This window comes from Paenibacillus sp. PsM32, from assembly GCF_030433815.1.
Classification (GTDB): Bacteria; Bacillota; Bacilli; order Paenibacillales; family Paenibacillaceae; genus Saccharibacillus; species Saccharibacillus kyungheensis.
In genome coordinates this window covers 64,036-87,235 of record NZ_JARUWY010000002.1, presented here as the reverse complement: position 1 = coordinate 87,235, position 23,200 = coordinate 64,036, and the positions used below count along the sequence as shown (strand labels likewise).

24 protein-coding genes are annotated in these 23,200 nt (G+C 41.2%); 22 read left to right on the top strand and 2 right to left on the bottom strand.

Annotation, left to right across the window (positions count from 1 at the left end):
* Nucleotides 1-194: 194 nt before the first annotated feature.
* Nucleotides 195-482, top strand: a complete 288-nt coding sequence (locus QCD85_RS06255; RefSeq protein WP_274172642.1) for a hypothetical protein — start codon at nucleotides 195-197, stop codon at nucleotides 480-482.
* Nucleotides 483-558: 76 nt separating this feature from the next.
* Here QCD85_RS06255 and QCD85_RS06250 read toward each other — a convergent pair whose 3' ends face one another.
* Nucleotides 559-876, bottom strand: a complete 318-nt coding sequence (locus QCD85_RS06250) for a helix-turn-helix domain-containing protein (RefSeq protein WP_301262006.1) — start codon at nucleotides 874-876, stop codon at nucleotides 559-561.
* Between the two features lie 177 nt (nucleotides 877-1,053).
* Between QCD85_RS06250 and QCD85_RS06245 the strand changes: the two genes are divergently transcribed.
* The 7 genes from QCD85_RS06245 (at nucleotide 1,054) to QCD85_RS06215 (ending at nucleotide 7,073) form a co-directional block, all read left to right on the top strand.
* On the top strand, nucleotides 1,054-1,281 hold the full coding sequence (locus QCD85_RS06245; protein ID WP_301262005.1) for a helix-turn-helix domain-containing protein: 228 nt from the start codon (nucleotides 1,054-1,056) through the stop codon (nucleotides 1,279-1,281).
* 182 nt (nucleotides 1,282-1,463) lie between these two features.
* Entirely contained in the window at nucleotides 1,464-1,736 is a 273-nt protein-coding gene (locus QCD85_RS06240) for a group-specific protein (protein WP_274172645.1), read from the top strand.
* Between the two features lie 69 nt (nucleotides 1,737-1,805).
* A complete protein-coding gene (locus tag QCD85_RS06235; protein ID WP_301262004.1) occupies nucleotides 1,806-2,594 on the top strand; it encodes a transcription termination/antitermination NusG family protein in 789 nt (262 codons plus the stop codon).
* The gene (recD2, locus tag QCD85_RS06230) at nucleotides 2,594-4,819 is read left to right on the top strand and encodes an SF1B family DNA helicase RecD2 (RefSeq protein WP_301262003.1); all 2,226 of its coding nucleotides are present in this window, start codon (nucleotides 2,594-2,596) and stop codon (nucleotides 4,817-4,819) included. Before QCD85_RS06235 ends, recD2 begins: the two co-directional genes overlap by 1 nt.
* A 29-nt stretch (nucleotides 4,820-4,848) precedes the next feature.
* Nucleotides 4,849-5,514: a hypothetical protein gene (locus tag QCD85_RS06225; RefSeq protein ID WP_301262002.1), complete on the top strand. Its 666-nt coding sequence runs from the start codon at nucleotides 4,849-4,851 to the stop codon at nucleotides 5,512-5,514.
* Nucleotides 5,515-5,672: 158 nt separating this feature from the next.
* Entirely contained in the window at nucleotides 5,673-5,882 is a 210-nt protein-coding gene (locus QCD85_RS06220) for a hypothetical protein (protein WP_301262001.1), read from the top strand.
* 315 nt (nucleotides 5,883-6,197) lie between these two features.
* Nucleotides 6,198-7,073 (top strand): sce7726 family protein, encoded by an 876-nt coding sequence (locus QCD85_RS06215; RefSeq protein ID WP_301262000.1) that lies wholly within the window; start codon nucleotides 6,198-6,200, stop codon nucleotides 7,071-7,073.
* Here QCD85_RS06215 and QCD85_RS06210 read toward each other — a convergent pair.
* Nucleotides 7,043-8,083: a beta family protein gene (locus tag QCD85_RS06210; protein ID WP_301261999.1), complete on the bottom strand. Its 1,041-nt coding sequence runs from the start codon at nucleotides 8,081-8,083 to the stop codon at nucleotides 7,043-7,045. The genes QCD85_RS06215 and QCD85_RS06210 overlap by 31 nt on opposite strands.
* Nucleotides 8,084-8,281: 198 nt before the next feature.
* Here QCD85_RS06210 and QCD85_RS06205 point away from each other — a divergent pair, with 198 nt between their 5' ends.
* The 14 genes from QCD85_RS06205 to QCD85_RS06140 all read left to right on the top strand — a co-directional run bounded on the left by QCD85_RS06205 (nucleotide 8,282) and on the right by QCD85_RS06140 (nucleotide 23,178).
* Nucleotides 8,282-8,443: a hypothetical protein gene (locus QCD85_RS06205; protein WP_301261998.1), complete on the top strand. Its 162-nt coding sequence runs from the start codon at nucleotides 8,282-8,284 to the stop codon at nucleotides 8,441-8,443.
* 204 nt (nucleotides 8,444-8,647) lie between these two features.
* Nucleotides 8,648-8,959: a stage V sporulation protein S gene (locus tag QCD85_RS06200; protein ID WP_301261997.1), complete on the top strand. Its 312-nt coding sequence runs from the start codon at nucleotides 8,648-8,650 to the stop codon at nucleotides 8,957-8,959.
* Between the two features lie 46 nt (nucleotides 8,960-9,005).
* Nucleotides 9,006-9,533: an HD-GYP domain-containing protein gene (locus tag QCD85_RS06195; RefSeq protein ID WP_301261996.1), complete on the top strand. Its 528-nt coding sequence runs from the start codon at nucleotides 9,006-9,008 to the stop codon at nucleotides 9,531-9,533.
* Nucleotides 9,530-9,985, top strand: coding sequence for a metal-dependent hydrolase (locus tag QCD85_RS06190; RefSeq protein ID WP_301261995.1), 456 nt, complete (start codon nucleotides 9,530-9,532; stop codon nucleotides 9,983-9,985). The genes QCD85_RS06195 and QCD85_RS06190 overlap by 4 nt, the downstream gene beginning before the upstream one ends.
* Before the next feature lie 26 nt (nucleotides 9,986-10,011).
* Complete coding sequence (locus QCD85_RS06185) at nucleotides 10,012-10,428, top strand: hypothetical protein (protein ID WP_274172653.1); 417 nt, start codon at nucleotides 10,012-10,014, stop codon at nucleotides 10,426-10,428.
* Nucleotides 10,429-10,771: 343 nt separating this feature from the next.
* On the top strand, nucleotides 10,772-11,584 hold the full coding sequence (locus QCD85_RS06180) for a hypothetical protein (RefSeq protein ID WP_301261994.1): 813 nt from the start codon (nucleotides 10,772-10,774) through the stop codon (nucleotides 11,582-11,584).
* Entirely contained in the window at nucleotides 11,581-13,551 is a 1,971-nt protein-coding gene (locus QCD85_RS06175; RefSeq protein WP_301261993.1) for a VirB4 family type IV secretion system protein, read from the top strand. The genes QCD85_RS06180 and QCD85_RS06175 overlap by 4 nt, the downstream gene beginning before the upstream one ends.
* Nucleotides 13,544-15,718, top strand: coding sequence for a hypothetical protein (locus QCD85_RS06170; protein ID WP_301261992.1), 2,175 nt, complete (start codon nucleotides 13,544-13,546; stop codon nucleotides 15,716-15,718). The genes QCD85_RS06175 and QCD85_RS06170 overlap by 8 nt, the downstream gene beginning before the upstream one ends.
* 71 nt (nucleotides 15,719-15,789) lie before the next feature.
* Nucleotides 15,790-17,475, top strand: a complete 1,686-nt coding sequence (locus QCD85_RS06165; protein ID WP_301261991.1) for a M23 family metallopeptidase — start codon at nucleotides 15,790-15,792, stop codon at nucleotides 17,473-17,475.
* A gap of 12 nt (nucleotides 17,476-17,487) precedes the next feature.
* Entirely contained in the window at nucleotides 17,488-17,877 is a 390-nt protein-coding gene (locus QCD85_RS06160; RefSeq protein WP_301261990.1) for a hypothetical protein, read from the top strand.
* On the top strand, nucleotides 17,874-19,226 hold the full coding sequence (locus QCD85_RS06155) for a hypothetical protein (RefSeq protein ID WP_301261989.1): 1,353 nt from the start codon (nucleotides 17,874-17,876) through the stop codon (nucleotides 19,224-19,226). The genes QCD85_RS06160 and QCD85_RS06155 overlap by 4 nt, the downstream gene beginning before the upstream one ends.
* 25 nt (nucleotides 19,227-19,251) lie before the next feature.
* Complete coding sequence (locus QCD85_RS06150; protein ID WP_301261988.1) at nucleotides 19,252-21,408, top strand: ATPase, T2SS/T4P/T4SS family; 2,157 nt, start codon at nucleotides 19,252-19,254, stop codon at nucleotides 21,406-21,408.
* A gap of 122 nt (nucleotides 21,409-21,530) precedes the next feature.
* A complete protein-coding gene (locus tag QCD85_RS06145) occupies nucleotides 21,531-22,292 on the top strand; it encodes a hypothetical protein (RefSeq protein ID WP_301261987.1) in 762 nt (253 codons plus the stop codon).
* A 40-nt stretch (nucleotides 22,293-22,332) separates the two neighbouring features.
* Nucleotides 22,333-23,178 carry a hypothetical protein gene (locus tag QCD85_RS06140; RefSeq protein WP_301261986.1) on the top strand — a complete coding sequence of 282 codons (846 nt, stop codon included), beginning with the start codon at nucleotides 22,333-22,335 and terminating at the stop codon, nucleotides 23,176-23,178.
* The last annotated feature ends 22 nt before the right edge of the window (nucleotides 23,179-23,200 follow it).

Here is a 23,200-nt window from a genome sequence, read left to right as displayed (position 1 = left end):
TTAATACAAGAATATCTATATAAGACTTTAATCCCGTTTTAGGATAATCGATTGATTCAAAAGTGTTACTTTTTACTCAGTAATCTCTTGAAAAGGGAACGTTTGTTCGTTATAATCTATATATAAATCATATTATTTTTTTAATCTACAACATCTGTATGAAATTTCGCTAAACATGGGAAGGAGTATGGAGTATGTATGAATTTATTGGGCCTTCTATCGAAAAACAAATCGAAAGTATAACCCAAGAAAATGATAAAAAATTTCAGAAAGAGTATAGTGAATTTGATGCGCTTCTGACAAGTATTAAATCACATTTGCCAGCTCATTTACGAGATGCTACTGAAAAATTAGAGACAATGTACATACAACGTGTAGATTGCATAGCTCCCGTGTATCGTAGAGGCTTTGAAGATGCCATCAAACTTTTTCATTTTTTTCAGAATGTAAGGGCTGATGAATATAATATCAATAAAAGCTAAAAACCGTTTCTAATTTTGAACGGTTTTTAACTTCTTTTCTCTGTAAGGCCAAATGAAGGGCGAATATGTACTGTTTCTATTTATTCTTTATTTGTCTAAATGCCTGGACGGTAGCAGTAGCTATAGTTTTTTCGTCATCGGTCCAATCAGCTGCAAAATCTAAAGTCCGTTTATATTCTTCCGTGTTTCTATAGTTTGTTCGTCCCAATAAATAATCAGTAGTCACTTCTAAAAGGTCTGCAATTTTGACTAACATATCTGTATCAGGATCACGGAAATCACGTTCATAATGAGATAACATAGCTGGTGTTGCATCAATCTTTTTTGCCATGTAGATTTGAGTCCATCCATGTAGTTCTCTTTCCTCTTTTATTCGCGCTCCTAAAGTTCTCATCATCCACACTCCTAAGTTACCCAATCGTATATACAAAGATAAACTAATGATATCAATAATATACATATTGTTGTAATTTCAATCCTAAATGTATTTTTTTTTATTGACATATACAAATAGTATACATATAATCAAAACAACAACTATACAAATAGTATAGAAAGTGTTGTGATTTAAATGCGTATTTTTGAGATGGTTAAAGAATTGCGTCAAGAAAAGAAGTATACACAAGAATATATGGCAACAAGATTAGGCTATAGTACAGCCAATTACTCCCATAAAGAAACAGGAAGACGCAATATTTCTGCTGATGAACTCCAAAAAATTGCGGAGGCACTTGAAGTAGAGCCTGAAATTTTTTTCGACCAAAATAAATACTATAAGTATAGATATGTCGGAATATGAGTTGTAAATTATCCAAACAATCCGCAAGCATTGAGTACATTTCCAAGGATGTACCGGATAAGCAAAAATGCTTGAAGTACTAAGAATCTTACAAGATACTAAGTGGCTGATAATCTGTTACTCGTCTACTACAAAATCTAGTTAAGTGCCTATACACAGAGCTACCTGTAAAGGAGACTTATATGAGCAATTTAATGAAGATTGAGTTAGATCCTATTGAAATTAAGCAAATGTGCAGAAAACAAATCGCTGAAATGGTCAAAGAGGTCGACGCAGAATATATCTTTTGGGATGCCAAAGAGTTACAACGACGCACTTGTATGAGCTGGAACTTTATACAGGATACCTTTTTCCATGATAGACGCTTTATTAAACGAAAGATCGGAAACAAATGGTATTTTCCTGTAAAGGAAACTCGGAAGTTTCTTACAGAGTGGCTCATCGAACAAGAATAATATTCTTGTAACAACGTAATAAACACACTTAATTTTACAATCTGCAAAAACATGAGGGAGGTTATCCTGATGGGAGCTGCATTTGCAATTCAAGTGATGACTGGAAAAGAGTCTAATGTTAAACGATTAATGGAATGGGTATTCTCGAAAAATGAGAATGCCCAGAAGTGGATCAAAGAAATTCATACGTTTTCGCAAGAAACTCGTCGTATTTTGAAATCTGGGGAATTAGGTAAGCCAATTAAACGTGTGGCTATGCCAGGCTATATCTTTCTGGAGATGAACTATGCTGTAGACGGAGAAAATACTTCTGCCTACATTGCAGATGATGTGTGGCATCTTATTAAAAGTATCCCTGGTGTACTCAAGCAATTTACTCGAAGTGGCCAAATTATCAGCGCAGATGAATTTCAGCAGATGTTTGAGCTTGATTTAACGGATCAGGTAGAAATATCTACAGTATTAGAAGAAGACACCATACAAGAAGAGGCGAAGAAATTAGCTGAGGCTGAAATAGAAGTCAAACTTGCTTTGCATCAAGCGAATACTGCAGATACACCACAAGAGCGTAAAGAAGCGGAGAAAATTCTTGATTATGCGATTCAGCAAGAGAAGACGATAGTGAATGGCGCAAAGGAAGATAATACGATAAGTACTGAGTTGGAATTGTTGAATGAGCAACATAAGTTAAATCCAATCATTAGCAGGGTTAAGAGCATTTTACGTAGCCATAAGGAGATTATTCGCTTACCAAGGATAATGTTACAACACATAGGGATTCAAGAGGAGGATAAGCCGCTTTCTCACGTAGTGATTGACCGGCTACGGCACTTTATTAAGACGCTAGGTATATCCTGATGGAAAAAGCACTTACAGGGCACATTGACTATTTCATTCATCCTCGCTATGGACCAATGAGTTCGAAGCATGATTTTGGTATCGCTCATTTTCAACTGGATAAAAAAGAACAAGAACCTGTTGTTATCAAAGGTTCGCTATTTGGCGTGGGTAAAAACGAGCGAATTACCATATATGGAACTTGGGAAACGCATGCTAAGCATGGGCAACAGTTTGCTGTGACGCACTGGGAACATCCATTGCCAACCACTACAGAGCAAGTTATTACTTTTCTCAGCTCTAAATTTGTGAAGGGCTGTGGGAAGAAACGTGCCGAATTGATCTTACAACATTTAGGAGAACAGGCGATTGAGCAGATCATGCACGAGGGAGCCGATTGTTTACTGAGAATCAGAGGCATTGGACAGAAAAATGCTACCAAGATTGCCGATAGTATCAAGCAAAACTATGAAATTCAGCAGGTGATGATGACATTATTGCCCTATAGTATGACGGCAGAACTAATCAGTAAAGCTTATGTTACTTGGGGAGCAGAGTGTATAGATATAATTCGGCGCAATCCTTACCGGCTAACAGAACTACCCATGATCGGATTTTTGAAAGCTGATACGATTGCGATACAGATCGGGATGGATGTAGATTCACCCTACAGACTTAATGCGGCTTTGCACCACGTGCTGCATGAAATGTGTTATGGGAATGGACATTGTTATTTGCTAGAGCAGGAGCTTATTGATCGAACGGTGCAACTATTACGTACTGTGCATAAGCGCAAGATATACACAGAACTACAATGGATGGTAGCTCATGAACAGGTGATTGCGGAGGGGGATCGCGTGTATCCCAAGTCTCTATATATCTATGAGAGGAATCTAGCTTATAAGGTGAGTTGCATGATGCAACGTCCGGCACAAGCTGTACCTGCACTTAATCACCTAATTTGGGAATATCAACGTGAGCATCGTATTGTGCTGGCAGAAAAGCAGCGGGAAGCTATTCAAGTATTGTTTATGCATCATCTGTTAATCATTACGGGAAATCCAGGTACAGGTAAAACAACAACAGTACAAGCCTTACTAGCCATTTACCAGCAAAAATACCCTGATACAAAGATAGCCTTATGTGCGCCAGCAGCTCGTGCTGCAAGACGATTGGGCGAAATCACTCAACATCATTCTGAAACGCTACATCTGTTGCTCAATCTCCGTCCAGGGCAACAACAAAAGTACGGGGAATCTCTGCCGTTGCCGTTTGATTTAGTTATAGTGGACGAAACCTCGATGATGGATCTTCAGCTTGCGTATTATCTTTTTCAAGCAATTAGCCCCAAAACAAAAGTCGTTCTCATAGGGGATAGCGATCAATTGGCATCGGTTGGGCCAGGTAATGTCTTACGCGATCTCATTGCAGCGGGAGTTACACATATCCGCTTGGATGAGCTTTTTCGGCGTGCTCAACAAAGCCAAATCACGATGAATGCACACCGGCTTAACCATGGTGAGGATATTCAATGGAACACAAGTACAGGCGATTTTCACTTCATTGAGCAGTCTAATTCGGAAGGGATTCAGCGCCTGATCGTCCGAAGTGTGTTGCGATTCTTAGACAAAGGTTATCAGCTCGACGATGTTTGTGTCCTGAGTCCACAGAAAAAATCTGTAATTGGAACAGAGGAGTTAAATATTGCTTTACAAGCTGCTGTAAATCCACCATCAGTGGACAAGGTGGAGTTCAACGTACAAGGAACGGTCTATCGACAAGGGGACAAAATTTTAAGGCTGCGTCGCAATGATTACAGTAAAAAAATATTAAATGGAGATAGCGGTACTGTGATAGGAGTTAAGCCTATAGTGGATGAAGAGGGCAAGGAAACCGATGAGATGGGGTTACTTTGCGATTTTTATAGTCAGGAAGTGCTTTTGTCTTATTATGAACTACGCGATTTTAATCTAGGATATGCAGCTACAATCCATAAAATGATAGGCTGTGAAGCGCCAATTGTAATCCTACCTGTAGCGATGGAACATCATCGAATGCTGATCCGAGAAAATATCTATACAGGTTTAACACGAGCAAAGCACATTGCTGTAATGATCGGATCACGTCAAGCGCTACGCTATGCGATTGAGAATAATAACAAAGTCTCTCGTCATACAGGGCTACAGCAACGGATTGAACAACATGTACTTGAGATGTCTTCATCCGTGTTTTTGTATAGAGAATAACTTTCTATATTCGAGAGGTGAAATTAAAGGTGGCGAATGAATTAGAGCAGCGACTGAACCAAGCGGAGCAACGGGCAAAATGCCGTAACGAAGTGAACCTAAGTGTAGTCAATCAAGAGGCTGTTAAAGCCGAGGAGCAAGGATTCACCATTATTCGGCAAAAACGCATTAATCGTACTCCTTTTTCACAGACAATTAATCCTAATATTCTTTATTTATGCCAAAAACAGTATTTAACTCCTGCTGAACTAGCGTTTATTTTTACCCTCTCACCTTTACTCAAAATAGGTGTAAATGCCATTATCGATCCACAGACAGATCAATATTGCTCAGTTGTAGAGTTAGCTTCACTGTTGAAGCGCAGCCGTCAAAAAACAAGCGAAATGTTATCCAAACTCATACAAAAAGGAGTGATGTATGAGTTTGCAAATATTTATGAACTCCGCATCTACGGACGCCAAGTGACTAAGCGTCCGTTTTTTTTATCTCCAGAGATTATTTGTTGTGGCGACAAAAATAAGCTAGAAAGTGGCATTACGCAGCTTATGACTCATCATGATCTGTTAGAAAAGAAAGGGATAAAACTACCTATTAAAGCCATTGTAGAACCTTATGCAACCTATGGGAGATTAGTAAACCGAAAGCAATTTTTGCAATTTCAACAGCAATTGCGTAAAAAAATGGAGAATAAATAGGCTATTTTTTTGCATAGGGGGTGTCACCAAAAGGTGACACCTGTGTCCCGTTTTGGTGACACCCTAAAATAGCTATAAATGCTTTCGTATCAAGGGTTGAGCGAATTTTGTGTATGGGTCTTACTTCTTACTCTATAAATATGCGAAGGAGGTAAAGTATGCAGCCATTTAAAAATATTCGTGTTCTGTTTCATTTCGGAGAGGGAGACGAATACGAAGTAGACCTTCAGTTAGTATGGACGAAAGAATATGGATCAGAGGCAAAGCCCATCTGTTCCAAAGAAGCGTTACAAGCGGCTGTCGAACATTGGGTTGCTCAAAACGTCAGTTACACATGGGAAGAATGTTCAGTGGATGATACTGTGTAGAAAAGAGCAGATAAACGTGAAAGAGGTAGAGGATATTCTCAATCATTATGGAAAGCTGAAAAAGAACATAGTGGCAAGAAGTTACTTGGTATGTACCATCCAAGCGGAGCAAGTTGATTTATAGGATCTGTTATAGAATTAAATCTAAACTTTCATATGAAGAGTAAATAAAAGTTAGCAGAGAATGATTAGTTTTAGGATTGACTAATATTTGTTATTAACCCCCTTTTTTATAAAATAATTAAAGTGTAAAAGAGAGAATTCGTGCATTTTGCTGAAAGTTATTCTATAATTGCGTGGTGAAGGAGCGTTGAAATGAATATCCATAGTGATCTAAAACAGCGAACAACAGCGGAAGAATTGACGCGTATCGTCAAAACATTACATGATCATTATCATCCTTTTTTACTGGATAATCAGGTTTGGGACTTATTAAAACGAACACTTCCTGAAATGATTTACGAGGATGTTATTTCTCCATATCAAGAACATATTGTTGGGCATAAGCTAGTTAATAATATTGTTATGAATTTGTATTTTGGTGAAAAGAAAGTAAAGTATCATTTATCACAAAAGTATCTTCACCGAAAAGGCGAAGTATCCATGTTTGAATTGAATTTAGGTTCTAGTCGTTTGGATTATGCACGTATCAATGGACATTCTTATGCCTATGAAATTAAAACTGAACTGGATTCACTTGATAAGTTGGAAAAACAAATATCTGACTATAGTAAGGCATTTGAATATGTACAGGTTGTATGTCATCCGTATCACTACAAAAAGGTGAAAGAAAACGTACCTTCTTTTTGTGGAATCGTTACTTATAATGATTGCAAAACGGATTTACCATTTAGTTTTAAACAAAAGCGATTACGAAATCCGAATATTGATGCTTCTTTTCAATTATCTACTTTGACAGCAAAAGAACTAGATAAGATTCTAAAAGAAGAAAATCTAAATATTGATTCTTTGGATCGACAGTCTAAACAAGAACTTATTTCATTATCTTTATCAAGCGCAAAAATAAACCACCATTTCAAGGAAAAGATTAAGGCGCGATTCCAGAAACGGTGGGATTTTGTTTGTAGTCATATAGATAGCATTGAACCTATTGATATTCAATCCTTTTTTAAATCCAATGCTGATCCATACTGGGTATATTATAAGAACTCTTCCATCGTATGCAGATAATGACTGGATATAATAATTTTCCACTTTGGAGCGGAATTACCAGCTTCTGTTCCTCTTGCTATATTGCTGATCATTCTACAACCTGGACATGAGTGTTCATGAGCTTGGCGGCTTATAGTTTGATAATTATTCCATGATATAGAAGACATTACAGAAGGGACAACCATTGATGTAAATGTAGGCGCTTGTTTATAAATTCCTTTATGACCATAGTATGCGTTGTCCCACCAATGATAAAAAATACAGCCGGGACTGATACTTCCCCCTTCGGTTAGTTCGTCTTTCTTAATACCACAATAATCTCCAAAAGCATCAAAGCCGTAATTGCTGTAATTTGTTAATAAGGTATTGTCCAGTGTGGAGATAACCTGATTATTTGTTAGACCTGTGTTAGTCGTATCCGGGCTGATAGCAGCGCGAACTAACACGGTTTGGCATTGGTGCTGCTGAGCGTAGTCAATAATGTACTGATAAAAAGGTACTAAAGACGAGTCTGTATGTGAAGTCGTATCCAAATCAAGAATGATGATATCATTTGGAATTAAGTAAGGGGACGCTTCATTCAAAGCCGATTGTGCATGGTTTAATGAAATCCGAATCGCAATTTGATCAAAAGAGTTCCTTAGCTGCATGATCTCATTAGAAATAAAGTTTTGTTGAAAAAGGGGTGTGTGAGGATTATAGCTTACAACAGGAATAATATTTTCACCAACAAAGTGATTAAAATAGGAAAGTCGTAAAGAAGGATTAGCAAGGATCGGGCGAAGAAAATTAGCTACGTTTGGTGCAGTATTGGATTTTAACTTAATGTACAGAGGAACATCGATGAATAATCGATTGCCAGTGGATTGAATATAAGATTTGATTTCATCAAAGCAATCCACATTCATATTGCTGCGTCTTTTCTCTTGGATAATTTCAATAAGTGGTATGATTTTGCTAGAATAAGCTACACTTTCAAGTACTTTTTTCTCGCTATCACGAAATCTAAAAATAGGCATATACTTCATAGTCAGCTTCCTTTCAGTGCGGTTAGTTATTTTACTTAATTTATTTTTTTATACTCCTTTAGAAAATAGTACCATATTTAAATGATTTTGTTCTATAAATAATACTAAGAAATAAGTTAACTATGAATGGTAGGGCAGATAGAGTTGTTCTTCCTGCTACAATGAAGGTATAGTCACTCTAGTAGAGGGGCTGAGGGAATGGATGGTACCATGGCATGGCTACATAGCCTGCTGATGTGGGAAGTGATCGGCACAGCGGCTTCCTTTTTGTCCTCAGCCCCATGTTTACATGATCTTATAGCTCAAAAAGTGAAAAATACGCACAAAAGTTCTTGCTTACTATTGCTTTTGTTATTATAATGGAGTTAGCCCAAAAAGCGTCTATCATCAATTTGTGTTACATAAGCCCAGTTTGGGGCCTTTTTTATTTTCAAAAGACTATATGTACAAAATAAAAAGCGAAGCCAGTAGTTGTATGAACTCTCATACGACTGCTGGCTTTTTTGCATTCCAAAGGGCGTGGGCAGCATTGTCCATTAAAATAAAGTGCGAGGAGAAATCAATATGGCAATAGCACGTACAGGAGAATTAGCGACAGTTGGCAGTCAGGAAGAAGTAGTAGTGTACAAGGTATCAACAAAGACGAAAGTCAGTTTTCTTTCTGGAGCTATCGCTTCTGCGATCCAGAGCGAAAAAGTAACTGAACTACAAGTGGTTGGTGCCGGAGCACTCAATCAGGCGATGAAGTCTGTAGCCGTGGCACGGGGGATGACCGTGTCAAATGGTTATAGCTTGGTAGTCGTTCCGTCATTCTTTGATGTTGAGATCGATGGAGAACGAAAAACAGCCATCAAATTGCTTGTGCAGTCCATGTAAGAAGGGAGGATGAAAGTCAGTGATTTTACAAAATGTACTCCGTATAGTGGATCCAGAGCATGCTAGCCGTGTCAGCGTGTTAGCAACAGACTTTGCACGAATGTTGTCTATCACTGAGCGTGAGGCAGAGTTGATTGGTATTGGAGCAAAGTACCACGATATCGGAAAAATTTCGATTCCCTTATCCATTTTACAATCGCCAAAGCCGCTCACTGTAGTGCAACAGGAGATGATGCAGCGACATGTAGAGTATGGGTTGTCTATTTTATCCGTGTATAACAGCGAAGAAATGGACGTAGCTAAAACAATTATTGCGACACATCACGAACGATGGGATGGAACGGGTTATCCGAATCAGCTCAAAGGCGAAGAAATTCCACTTGCTGGTCGGATTGTCGCACTGTGTGATGTATTCGATGCCTTGTCTTCGGAACGTCCATATAAATCAGCTTGGGCGCTAGGTCAGGTGCTGGATTATATTCGTTATGAACGAGGGAAAGCATTTGACCCTGAATTGACAGATACGTTTTTGAACATGATCTGTGAGAGTGCTTTGAAGGGTAAGGCGCTATGAACGGTGCTACACACTTGATTGGTAGTGTGACGGTTGCTGCATTATTGGAGATCCATTCTCCTGTATCATTGCTAATCGTTGCCGTAGCATCTTTACTTCCGGATATCGATCGCGCAAACAGCCTAATGGGACGTTTTGTTCCCATCCTGCCAACAGCCTTGGAGCAGAGTTTTGGTAAACGTACGATTACGCATAGTCTAATTTTTGGATTAGGTATATGGCTACTTCTTGGCTTCCATGCAAGCTGGCAGTGGCCATTTTTGGTTGGCTACGGATCACATTTGTTGCTTGATCTTTTTACGGGGCGTATTGCTTTACTTTGGCCTATTCCTTTCAAGTTTGGTGTACCTTTGTTTGGTATCCCGCCAGTATTTGTCGAAAGTCTTAGTCTTGCAGGCTGGGGAGCATGGATGGTATTGGAGGGTTATCAATATTTTCAAATTCTGTTTTGAAATTTGGTTGAGAGGAAGAACGTTGAATGATTTTACAGAAATGTAAGAGAAGGATAATGTTATTGGTTTTGGTTATATCGCTGGTATCTGTTATGGGTGTGGTGTTACCGCAGCAAACTGTTCATGCTACTGGGGTCAACGGTGGCGGCTCAAGCATTAAAGATAAACTGACAGGTACTGATAAATTAGAAACCCAAGTCGATAATTCTACAAACAGTTTTTTAGACAAATTTCGTCATATCGCTATTTTTGGTGCTATTATTTTTGGTATTTGGCTGGGTATTTGTTTTTTTGGAGCTGGATTCAGTCCAGACACACTGCGTCAGACTAAAATTCAATCGCTAGCATTCTTAGCGTGTCTGGCATTCACGTTCTGGACGGAGCCTATTCTAGGGTTTTTATTCGGTATTTTTGGCGTGGATATTGCCGAAACATTGAAGTAAGAGAAAGGAAGATCATATGTGGGGACATTTTCATCCAATTCCGTATCAGAGCAAAATCAAGGAAAAGTGTTTATCGGTGTTTGGTATCGGCCTTAGTTCTGGGCAACTGTTATGGTGGGGATCGGGGATTTATTTATCTATAAAAATGAGTCATCTGGTTCCTCCAATAGGGAATGACTGGCTGTATTCCCGTTTGCATTATGCTATTCCTTTCGTAATTTCCATGTATTTATGTTATTTTCGACAAACTTCAACGAATCTGCCAGTTTGGAAATACTATGTCATGATCATCCGCTTGCGAACCAAAAAGCGTTTATTCTTGTATCGTAAAGGAGGTTCTTGAATGATTTGGTTCATCGCTATCGTTATTTTTGTAATTGTTTTATGTTTTCGAAACAAGAAAAAAACGTCTTCTCGTAAACTAACCGTGCAACATATGATTGGTGGAGATCACCCTGTCGTAACATGGGATGGTATGAGTCAACAGGGCAATATTTTTCGGCTGGTCTTAGAAGTAGCTCCGATTAATACAGATAATGCATCCATAGAAGAGCAAAAAGCGATTTGGTCTAATTTTTTTGGATTAATCAATACGCTATCCCTACCGTATAAAATGGTGATGCAATCGCAACTGTTTGAAATGCAGGATTACATTAGAGATTATGATACATCGGTAGCACAATTGTCTGATGATTATCCAGCGCTCAAAGAATCCGGACGAATGGTTAGTGCGTATATGGACGAAAGCTTAGAACATGAATCGATTCGCGATTACCGAGGTTATTTTATTCTCGAATATGACCCGGTACAAGCAGCTAAAGTGAATGGTGTGCAGATTGGTATTAGTAAAGTCGATGCTGCACTGGGTCAGCTTGGTTCTTCCCAAAATCGATTATCCAATGAAGAAAAGAATGAATTGGCTCTTCAAATGTTGGAAGAAGCAGCGGAGAATGTTTTTAGTTTTTGTGAGCAAATTGGGATGCGCTATTTGCGTCTCGATCGCGCTGGCGTTTGGAACTATACGTACCAGACGTTGAACCGTGAATTGTCTTCTCAAGCGAGAATGATCGATGCCATGATGAAAGATAGCTTTAAACGAACCAAAACTTCCATGTCCATGAAGGGTGACATGTCATCTGAGGAGGAAATCGCTTGAAGTGGAGATGGAAAAAGTCTTCATTGAATCAAGCTGAAGAACCATCTTTGGATGTGGGAAAAGCGAACGGCATTGATTTTGCCGCTCCTTCTTTGATGAAAGAAACGCTACCTGGTGACTTAACAGCGGAGCAGGTGAAGACAGATAGTTATGCAGTGGAAGTAGGCGGTACGATAACAGCCGCACGTTATTTTCGTAGTTTTTTTGTCGAAATCGCGTCTGGAAACACATGGGCTAAAATGCTCGATTCTTTAATTCAAACCAAGAACGGTCAAGGAGATGTCGATTTAATTCTTCATGTGTTTCCGTCAGCCAATGATACAGAACTCAATCAAATTGGTCGGAGAATAGCCGGTCTTCTGTCTGATTTGGCGGATGAAAAAGATGTTCGTAAAATTGATGCGATGCGAGACGAAATTGTTGATCTCAAGCAACGTCAAAAACGGATTCGACTCAATATTGAACGAAGTTTTCGTGTAAGTATCCAAGTGGTTGTCAGTACAACCGATTGGAAATCATTAATGAAACTCTGTCGATCTTTAATTCAACGGTTTTCTGGTAAGTCGTTGTACTTACGATCCGCAGATGCACAGCAGTTAGCAGCCTTACAAGCTGTTTTGCCTACAGCACCAGTCTATAACCATGCACAAGAGCATGTACTGTCACTAGAAAGTTCTAACCTGGCTGATTTATTCCCATTTAGTGGAGGAAGCCTGAATCATCGAACCGGCGTTATTATGGGGAAAGATCGAAAGGGGCGCCCAGTCTGGTTAGATAATTGGCATCCGGATCTTGTAAATTATCACATGTGTATTATTGCAAGGTCAGGTGGAGGCAAAACCTACTGCACTATGTTATTTGCCCATCGGTCAACGCATATTGGAAGACAAATTGGCGTGATTGATTGGAAAGGTGAGTATGCTGACTTTGCAAGGGCAAATGGTTGTCCCTACATTGAGCTTAGTGAACATAGTAAACATCGCTTGAATCCTTACGATGTGGATGTGACCGAGTTAGTAGACGGCACTCGCTTTGTAGATATTGAAGAGGCGGCGAATGCTGTACAAGCAGTCGTCTTTAAAATGATCTCCGTATATGATCGCAAGGTTTTAACTGGTGTTGTTAAAGTATTTATTGGAAAAGCAATCCGTGAACAGTATGCAGATGCAGGCATTACGTCTGATCCAACTAGTTTAGTTGAGGTGGATGCAAGAAATGATGGACAATTTCGTACACGACAAAGACGTAAACACATGCCGATCCTTTCTGGACTGCTTGATAAAATGGCACAAAACTCAAACGAAGATATTCGGAAGGCTGGGGAACTGCTAAGTCCTTTTACGCAAAAAGGAACGATGAAATCGTACGCCATCTTTGATGGGCAGTCAACCGTTGAATTAAAGCGTGCACCATTTTTTGCATTTGGGATCAATCGATTAGATGCTGAAATTATGCGTCCAATTGGTCTATTTGTTACTGAAAACTGGCTCATGGAGCGTTGGTGTAAGAAGTTTCTGGATATCCGAAAAAATTTGATTATTGAGGAATGTCAAAATATCTTTTTGGACGAAGATTTTGGAGCAGTATGGTCTGAGCGTGCTTATCGCGAGGGACGTTCTACTAATACGGGGATTATATCGGTTACGCAAGGGTTGGAAGTGTTCACTCAATCTAAAGCAGGTATGGCAGCCATCAAAAATAGCCCGATTAAGATTATTGGGATTCAGGAAGCACTGGATATTGATGCTGTACGAGGAAAATTGGCACTGACCGAAGGCGAGGCGGATTTCCTTGTGTATCAAGCTGGAAAAGGCGATATGCTGATCAAAGTGGATAATCAGTCCGTCATTGCTCATGTGGATGCCTCTCCACTTGAGCATATGTTGTTCACCACTGATCCGAACGATCGTGCATATGCTGAGCGTAAACAGTATATTCGGGAATTGGAGAGTGGAAATTATGCGTAAGTGGCTTTGGTCATTAGGTGTTGTTTCGCTACTTTGCCTCACTGTTATACCAATATCTGTTCATGCTCAAGGAGCTGTCGCACAGCAAAAAGAGAAGGACAACACGTCGTCTGAATCGTCGGAGTCATCCAAAAGTAATGGTGTTATTGGAAAGCAAATGAATTCGTATTATTCCAATGAAGAGAACCAGCCAGGACTGCTTGAACGAAATGTTTCGGATGTATTAATCGGAACAGCTAACTTTTTAATTCAATCTTTCGGCATGAAAGATGTGACCTTGTTAGTTTTTAATAAGAATCCGAATCCTACCAGTGATGGTTTTCTACAAGGTGATGGTGTACAAGACCATTTGTATCTCGGTGTTTTCAACGAAGGCATGATGAGTGCAGTCGATGCGCTGTATTCAACGTTTGAGCATTTCATGCCGTACCCGGTCGTTATGATTGTCGTTGTACTGTCCCTGTTATCTCTCTGGAATAGCACACGAGCAGAAACACGTAGTCAATGGAAAGACTATATGGCAGCTTTTTTCATAGCTATATTATCAATTCGTTTTGGATACTATATTTGGCGATTTGTAGCCGATGTGGTGGAAACGTTCAACAATATCATCTGGAATGCACTTGTTGATCATGGTGTACAGATGGACAAATTTTTGAATATGATCTGGGGCAATGGTGCTGAAAGCTATGGAGAAATGATCAAATATCGTGGATTTGTTGTCGGTGTTTTGGTTCTACTTGCAGCGATAATGACGGCAATACTCAATTATCAATATACCATGCGAACCATCATGCTGATGATTCTTGTCTCTACCTTTGTGGTTTCGGCGGTGCTCACGATCTTCCCTAAATTTCGCCATAGTTTGCAAACCTGGTGGGATTTGTTTTGGTCTCATATGATTATGCCCTGTGCCCATGCTTTGGCGTTAGGGCTATTTTTCTTGCTCTTACGTTACAGTTCTGATGGTGTATCCAACTGGATCATCGTTGCTTACTTATTTGGATTCTCAGGTATCTATGCTCTTTTAAACAAGTTAATGGGCGGTCAAGAACAACAGCGTGGTGGACTTGGTTCCATGTTTGGTGTCGGAAGTATGATGGCACTCGGACGTATGTTTCGCTCCAAAGATGCTGGCAAGAAAATGAAGGGCGGAAAAGATACAGGACAAGGACAGCAAAATGGATCAGGTGGAGAAGGTAATCTGCCTGAATCCGAAGGCGGGTTTGCTGCAAGTAACGGTACAGGAGCACCGACAATGGCTGCTCCGACTTGGCAACGTAGAGCAGCGCAGAGTAGCGGAAAAGTCGCTGGGTTTGCCCTAAATTATGGAGCGAAAGCCGCAGGAACGGTGGCAGGTACGTCCATTGGACTGATGGCAGGGAATCCGCTAGTTGGCGCTGCCGTAGGTGCAAAAGTAGGAGGCTGGGCGGGGAAAGGAACGGAAATGTTGGCAAGAGGCGGGTTTCAAGTATCCAAAGCTGCTATGCAGGGCATCCAGCATTGGCAAGAACAACGTAAAGCGGCAGATATGGTATCTTCGATTCCACAAGTGGGAGAAGGTGGATCGACTTTGGACGAATCCGTACAGCCTTCTAGCGCAGATTCCGGGCATCATATGATACAGCCTATGCAGGCAAACATTCATCCGTTTCGTTCAGATCAGTCGCAATCAAGTTCTTCTTTAGGAGCGGTATCATCAGGAGCGACTCCATTTGTAACGATCCCAACGCTATCGAAAGAATCGGTCACTGCATCAGGGCACGTACCAGTTACACCGATTAGCAATAAACCGAAATCTGAAAGTGGGCATCATGCTTTACCTAGTGCATTACCTAGTGCATTACCACATTCGGGAACGGAGAACAAAGTGAGGGGCAAGGCTTCGCCTCGCTTCTCTAAACCGGCGCCTGTAATTTTTTCGCTTGGACAATCGAAGGGTCATATACCTGTAGTAAAACAAGATTCGGGTATCGGTTCTGACTCTGTTGCAACGATCCCACCGTTCCTCAAGCAACGAGAACGACCGTCGGCACCTACTCCAAGTAATCGAGCTGATTCGGTAACGCAAGAACCTGTACGTCCGATTCCAACTACCACTAATAGAGCAGAGGTTGAGCAGCCTCCGACTCGTTCCGGATCTCGTCACTACAATTATGACTTGTAGCAGGAGGTAGTTTGATGGACATGGGAGAGTGGGGTAAACGCGCTGCCAAAATGGTGCTGCAACGCCTTTTAATGAAGGCATTAGGAGCGCTTTGGTCATCTACATGGCCGTATATACTGGGCATTGGTGCGATTCTAATCATTTGTATTGTGGCGTACTATGCCATTTTTGAATTGCCCAAAGAAGCGATTCTCGGTACAGCCACTGATCCGACACAAGCCTTCTTCTCTGGCACCAAAGAGGAACAATCGGATGTGTTGGAGGATTATCAAACCGTTGCGGCGCGATGGAATGAAGATTTGAATGATCATCAGCTCTCGCAAGTTGATCCCTATGAGTTGCCATGGGGATGGCTAGCTATTATGGATCGAACGCTGAACGATCCGCAGTTTATAAAAACTTATGATCCTGAGGCAGAAGTTATGGAACAAAAGAATTTTATTCCTAAGCCGGAAGAGATGTTTGAAGAAGTGCGACCGCTTTTCACGTGGGAAACACGTGAGGAGAAAACGGTCGAGCAGATCTGTGTCGCAGTTGGTGGCGGCGTCAATGGAGCAACCCAAAAATCCTATGTAGTCAAAGAGCGAACAACGATAGTGAACAAGGAACTACTCATGAAAGCCAATACCATGCAGAACGAGTTTGTATATGCATATGAGCCAAGTATCAATACATCGAAAAAAACGAAAAGCTCAAAATGCGGAAAGTTAACGAAAACCGTATATTGGTTTGCTGTAACGAGTGTAGAGACAACGAAAAAAGATTGGGAGCCAATGCAGGAACTACTGGTTAAACGGAATGTTATTGAAAAAGATCAAAAATTTCTAATGGATTACTGGATGGAATATCTGGTTGCGGATGAAAGTGAGGGTGGATTTTTACCAGATGATTCGTGGTCACCTGTCGCAGGAGGAACGTTACTTTGGCCGGTTCCAGCATCACACCGAATCACTTCCAGTTTTGGAGTGAGGATTCATCCCATAACGGGAGTGAGAAAAATGCATAATGGGGTGGATATTGGCGCCCCACAAGGCACGACTGTACTGGCTTCAGCAGATGGAACTGTAGTGTATGCAGCAGCCATGGGAAACGCCGGAAATGCTGTCATCCTCCAGCATGAAAATGGAATGCAGACAAGGTATTATCATTTATTTCGCATTAATGTGAAAAGCGGACAGGAAGTCCAATCCGGTCAAACGATCGGTGAAGTGGGAACAACAGGAAGTTCCACTGGACCTCATTTACACTTTGAGGTTCGAACCAGTGGTAATCCCGTCGACCCGATGGACTTTTTCGGTTATACCGGTGATCCGCTCAAGTATCGTGCACTGCATATTGCTGCAATTCAACAATGGCTTCAAGCACGAAACTCAGCATTAGCAAATGTGAAGACATTGAAAATGATTGATGCAGCTGGCAAAGCTAAAAATGTAGATCCTCATTTGTTACTTGCCATCACAGGTGCAGAGCAATCATTTGTTCCTGCTAGTCATCCACAAGCCAGTCGAATTATCCGTAATCCATGGAACGTCTTTGGTTCGTGGAGTACAGGGAAAGGCTCAACATTGACGACAGGTGAATCTGCGCGTATTGCAGCCAATACGATTATTAAATTGTCCAAAGGTCGTCCAAGTCAGGTAAATCCAATTGAATGGCTTAGTAGCCGGGATAATCCGAGTGGCTACTACGCAGGCGACGGAGATAACTGGACTCGGAACGTAAGTGCTCTGTACGATCAGTTATCCAAAATGAAGTAAAGGAGCCAAACCATGAAAGGGTGTACGATCATTGTACTTTTGCTTTTCTTATTGCTGCCTGCTCAGTCGTGGGCAGAAGCAACAACACCCTCATCAAGTAGTGTTCAGGAACGGATGGAACAATTTAATCCGGAACAAATGGGGGACAATTTGGAGCACAAGGGAGAAGAACTGCTTGGTATGGCACAATCTGGTGGCAAGTTGTATATTGCCATCGCCTTGATTGTATTTATGATCCTATTAACGGTAGGTCTATTTTTCAAAAAGGTGATGGCTATTGCATTTTTGACCTTGTTCCTTTCCGTTGTAGGCTATTGCATTATTCAGTACTGGCATCCATTGAGTGATTTCGTGATGTCAGTACTACAATGGGTATTCACACTAAAAGGAGAATCCTCATGAATCTACATTTGGTTTTTCATACTGCCATCGTGGGACGTTTAGCTACTTCCTTACAACACCGCGATTATACTATTGTGGGAACAGATGTGACACTGGAGCAATGTTACATTGCAGCAGAAGCAGGAAAACTACAAGCAGATGTTGCCATTTTGGATGCGGCGGCAGGAGCCGCGAATAAACGCGAAAGTACTACACTTCTTCAAAAGATTCGTATGAGTATCCCACAAACGCGGCTGATTGTCATCTTGCCAGAGCCAGACTTGGACTGGCAAAAAGCACTTGGAATGTACGGGATTTATGATGTGTATGTGACGGAAAAGTTTGACATTGAAGATATAGTATCCTGGATTGTCACTCCAAAAACGATTGCCGATGTACCTAAGCTAGATGTAACGACACCTTCGTCAAAACACGATACTAGATTGATTCGGCAATCGTCATTTCAAGAAGAAGCACGAAATCGAATGTCTGCTCTTCCTTCTTGGCTACGACGTAAATCGAAAACTAGCGCCTTTACTGAAATGGTAGAGCAGGATCAGCAGATGTTGGATATCGAAGCAAAGGAAGATCCACTAGAGTCAGAAACTGAAGCTGTTGCTCCTATGCCTATGATAGAACAAAGTTATCCGCTACCTGAAGAAGAACAAATACTGGAAGAAGTACCGATTGAACATGAAATCAGAAAGGTAGACGTATCTCAAGAAGATATAGTAGCCCCCATATTTGTAGCGCACAAAGCACAGACGATGGTTATTGCAGTAGGCGCGATCGTTGGACGGAGTGGAACGACACATACAGCCATACAAGCAGCATTTGAAGCCTCCCGTACGTATAAAACAGCTCTTATTGAAATCACTGACCCACAAAAACATTCTGATTTATGCTATCTGGCACCTACATCGGAAAAGAAAATCCCCATCCGTGTACAAAAAATTGATCTCTTTCCAGCATCCGACGAGCAGAAATTGATGGAAATTCTGACAAGTGGAAAATATGAGGTTATTGTGATGGATCTAGGTGTGCTGATAGTGCGTGAGCAAGGTGCTATCAACATGAAATCAACAGCGCACTGGTTGATGCGGAGTGAGATTCCAATCCTAGCTTTTCCAGCTTCGCCATGGGATATGGCTCGTTGGGTTCCATTATTAAGTGATGCTCAACTCTTGATGAAACGTGCACATAGCGTACTGAATTATGCTCATGAAGAGGAAGCAACACTGTGCAAGACCTTATTAAAAGAAGATTGCGCTTCGATCATCCAGAATGTTTTGTCGCATCCTTTCACCGAAAAAGGGCAGTTACTACAAGATAAGTTAACGTTAAAACCACGTAGGAAATTCTGGTTCTGAACCAATGATAAGGAGGGATTATCGATTGAAATGGTGGAAACCAAAAGAGCCATCAGAGAAAAGCAAGCTAGCCGAAGAATCACCTCAGCGTGCCAGAGTAATCTCGATTTCAAATTTTAATTTAAACGATATCAGTAGGGGTGTCATGGCAGTGCTCCAATCATTTGCCACGATGAAAACACTAGTAGTGGAAATGCCTTGTCTTAGCTTACCAAGACTCGCAACAACCATTTGGAAGGATAAAGAGTTGCGACAACTTTCATCCAGCCAAAGTATGGATCAATTGTTGCTCGATATGGATCGCGAACAGTTAAAACCGCTGACCGATTATATTTCTCGGCAAGGCCAAACCGATTATATATTACTGAATCCGCATGTGCTGCTGGATCAGTCTCTGATGAAGCAGGTACAGCATGCAAAAACGCTGATCGATCTGCCTGGCTGGATTGTGAATGAGACACTGGAAGAATATGATGTGATTTTACTAGTGACGCAAGGCAAGCTGGATATGGCGACCACATTTTTTTCGTTGCAACAAGCGGATATCCATATACTTATGATCGGAGATATTGGGGATTGGACATATAATCGATTAACGATGGAACGGCTGACAGAAGATTATCAATTTCCTACGCAGCAGTTCTTTTTTTATACGACGGATCGTTCAATCGCACATACGCTCAAAGAGCCGTTAATTGTGTCCCCTAAAATACTTTGGAACAAAATCAAGGACATGCCGCTATCTCGTCATACCGCACCGGCAGTACGGGCTTCGATATCAGATCAGTATCCTATCGGTTACATTCATTCCGTTGATTTCCTAGCTTCTTCTGGGCTGGAACCAGAGATTATACCTATACGTTCTACGTTGAAGCAAACGAAGGATTGGATCGCTGTCGCTGACCGAATTCGTCAGCAACTACAAGAACAGCATTTGGACGATTTTGTTGCTTCTTTGATGGATGCAGATGCTCGGCAACGGGTTCGCTTTTATATTTCCGATTTGTTACGCATGTCTCGAGCAGGTAGTTTGCCGGGTACCTTAGAAGACGTAACGCAGTTTGTACAAAAGGAAATTACCGAACTGGGTATACTTCAACCGCTATTGGATGATGCCAGTGTTGTGAATATTGAAATTAACGGCCCCAAGCAAATCGTGATCGAAAAAAGTGGACAAGTCATGCAAGTGACTGATGTTTCGTTTGAAGATATTGATCATTTGTACCGAATCATCAATCGGATGCTCAATGTGATGGGCAAACAACTTACCAGTAACGAGCCGGTTATTGATACCGTCTATCACGGAACGCGTGTTTGTGCAGTGGCGGATCGGGAACGCCGAAGTGGACTCAGTATGGGATCACCCATTGTTTCTATCCGTAAATTTCCACCGCGTGTATTGTCGGATGAAGAATATATCGCCAGTGGTACAGCTTCTTCCGAAATGCTTGAATTTTTGTCTTTTGCTATTCGAGCCGGCTCCAGTGTGGTATCGGTCGGTGGAACCAATGCGGGGAAAACAACAGCAATTATTCGCTTTTTGCTGTATTTGGATCGTTTAACACGAGTAATCAGTATTGAGGATTCACCCGAAGTCATGTTAAGCAGTAAAGAACAATATTTACAGTATCCCAATCTGATCTCACTGCTGACCAAAATTGTTGAAGATCCAGCGAAAAGTTATCCACCTAGCCGATTGATTCGGACAACACTACGCTTGAATCCGTGGGGCTTTCTGATCGGAGAAAGTCGCGACGAGGATGGTGCGAGTGAAATGCTCAAAGCAGCTAATACCGGACACGTCGTTTGGACATCTACACACGGAAACGGCATGGATGAAGGAGCGACACGTATTTTGCAACTGTGTGGTAATACGCCAGCCGCAGCCGCTCAAATCAGTCAATCTTTGGATTTATTTTTGTTTTTGCAGCGTCAGCGTGATGGTCGGCGTCCCATTATGGGCATTGGTGAGTTGGTTCGATATGAAGGTGTGGAAAAGCCGATCATGAATGTCATTTTCCGCTTTGATCGAAATACGAAGCGACATATTCAGGTAGGATATTTGAAAACGAATCGGATGCGAGACAAAATCTATAATCAGGATCAATTTTCAGAAGAGGAGATTCGGCGCTGGTGCCGGTTTGAGACAGAAGATATTTCCTATCAGGAGGTAGAAGGATGACCATTATCGTCTCAATGATTGTTTCTTTTCTCATGGTAGGAGGTATTTCATTTATCTTACCTCAACACACATCTTTTGGCGAAAAAAAACGATTTTGGAAAGTCCGGTTTGGTGTGCCCTCTATGAAGCGTAGAGGTGCAGAGTTAGGACTAGAATGGTCTTTTTTTCATTATGGTTGTATGGTCACTTGTGGGCTTGGTGTAGGGGCAATCCTGGTCTGGTTGACGCAGAATATATTACTGATTATCGTTGGTGTCGTTGCTGGGTGGGTGGTTCCTACGCTGGTGATGGAGGATATCATTTATCGCCGAAAGCGACGCGTTTTGATGAGCTGTGTTCCCAATTTACGACTACTTACATCGAAACTACAAGAAGGTGGAAGTTTAGAGTATGCACTGGATATAACGGTGCCGTTAATGAATGGAGCCACCAAACCTATTTTTTTAGAAATGTTAAAAATCATCTCTATTGATCGGGGAGAACCAGGGCGAGCGTTACACTACCTAAAGCAGCAATTGACTTTTCGACGCATTGAAGATCTGTGTGAGAAACTACTACTTGGACGAAACGAAGGGTATAGTTTTCGAATGGTGCGTAGCATAGCTAAAACTGTTGATGATATTTCGCTGGATATTTTAGATATTCAAGAAGTCGAATTGGTCAATCAACGAAAACGCTGGAATATGATTACTCTGCATCTGATGTTGTGGACTCTGCCATTTCTATTCAAATGGATGGAACTGAATATGGCAGACACGGTTGCCATGACGCTTAGTATGAATACATTTTTGGGTCAAGGATTACTTGCTGCCCTGAGTGTAAATACGCTTTTTGCAGTCCTGTTCTTAAACCGATTAACACGCTTTGATATGCGTGATGCCTGATCCATAACGTATCATTCGTGAAAGGAGTTCAAATCGAAACATGAGTATCCTTATATCACTGTCCGTAGCCACGATGTTTTTCTTGTTGGCTTCTTTGGCGTTGCCGGGATTTTCAAGGTATAGAGAAACGCTACGTGCATTTCAAGCGCTCCAACGTGTTCGGCATCAACCACAGTCCTCAATACAGAAGATGATCTACCGTTTCATAGACCGTATCATACCGGAAGAATTGCGAAAAAAATATGAAGAGCTGGGTGAGAACAACACGTTGGAAGCGTACCTCACACGGCTTTTTTTATTATCTATTCTTGTTAGTTTGACTTGTGTGATTGCTGGACAAGTACGTCATCTTCCACTGATGTATCTTATCGCAGTCCTAGCCTTATTTTTTATGATTTGGGTCGGCATACGCCATATTGATACGTTAGTAAAAAAGAATGAGAGCTTGATTCTGGGTGATCTGCCTCTGCTCTTTGATCGAATGGAGATCGCACTTGAAACAGGCAAAAGCTTTCAAGGCATTTGGATCGAAGTCAGTCAGCAGTGTAAACCGGCACTAGCACGCCATCTTAAAGAGTTGATTACAAACTCTGCTTATGGCGAGTATGAAGCCTTACAGCAATTTGCTGATCGTATACGGCATCCTATTGTCTACAATTTGGTCTCTGTGATCATGATGGTACGCGATTCGGGATTTGAAGCATCGGAGAGTGCTTTGCGATCGATCCAAATGGATATGCGCTCACTACGCCGTGCGCGCTTACAAGAAAAGAACCGTGCCAAACCTGCTTTATTAAATGTATTTTTCGGTGTTGCTGCTCTGATATGTATCATTTTTATGGTATTAATGGCAAGCAAAATTGTTGTATTAGTCAATGGATTCTAAAAACTAGTCCGTACAGGACAAA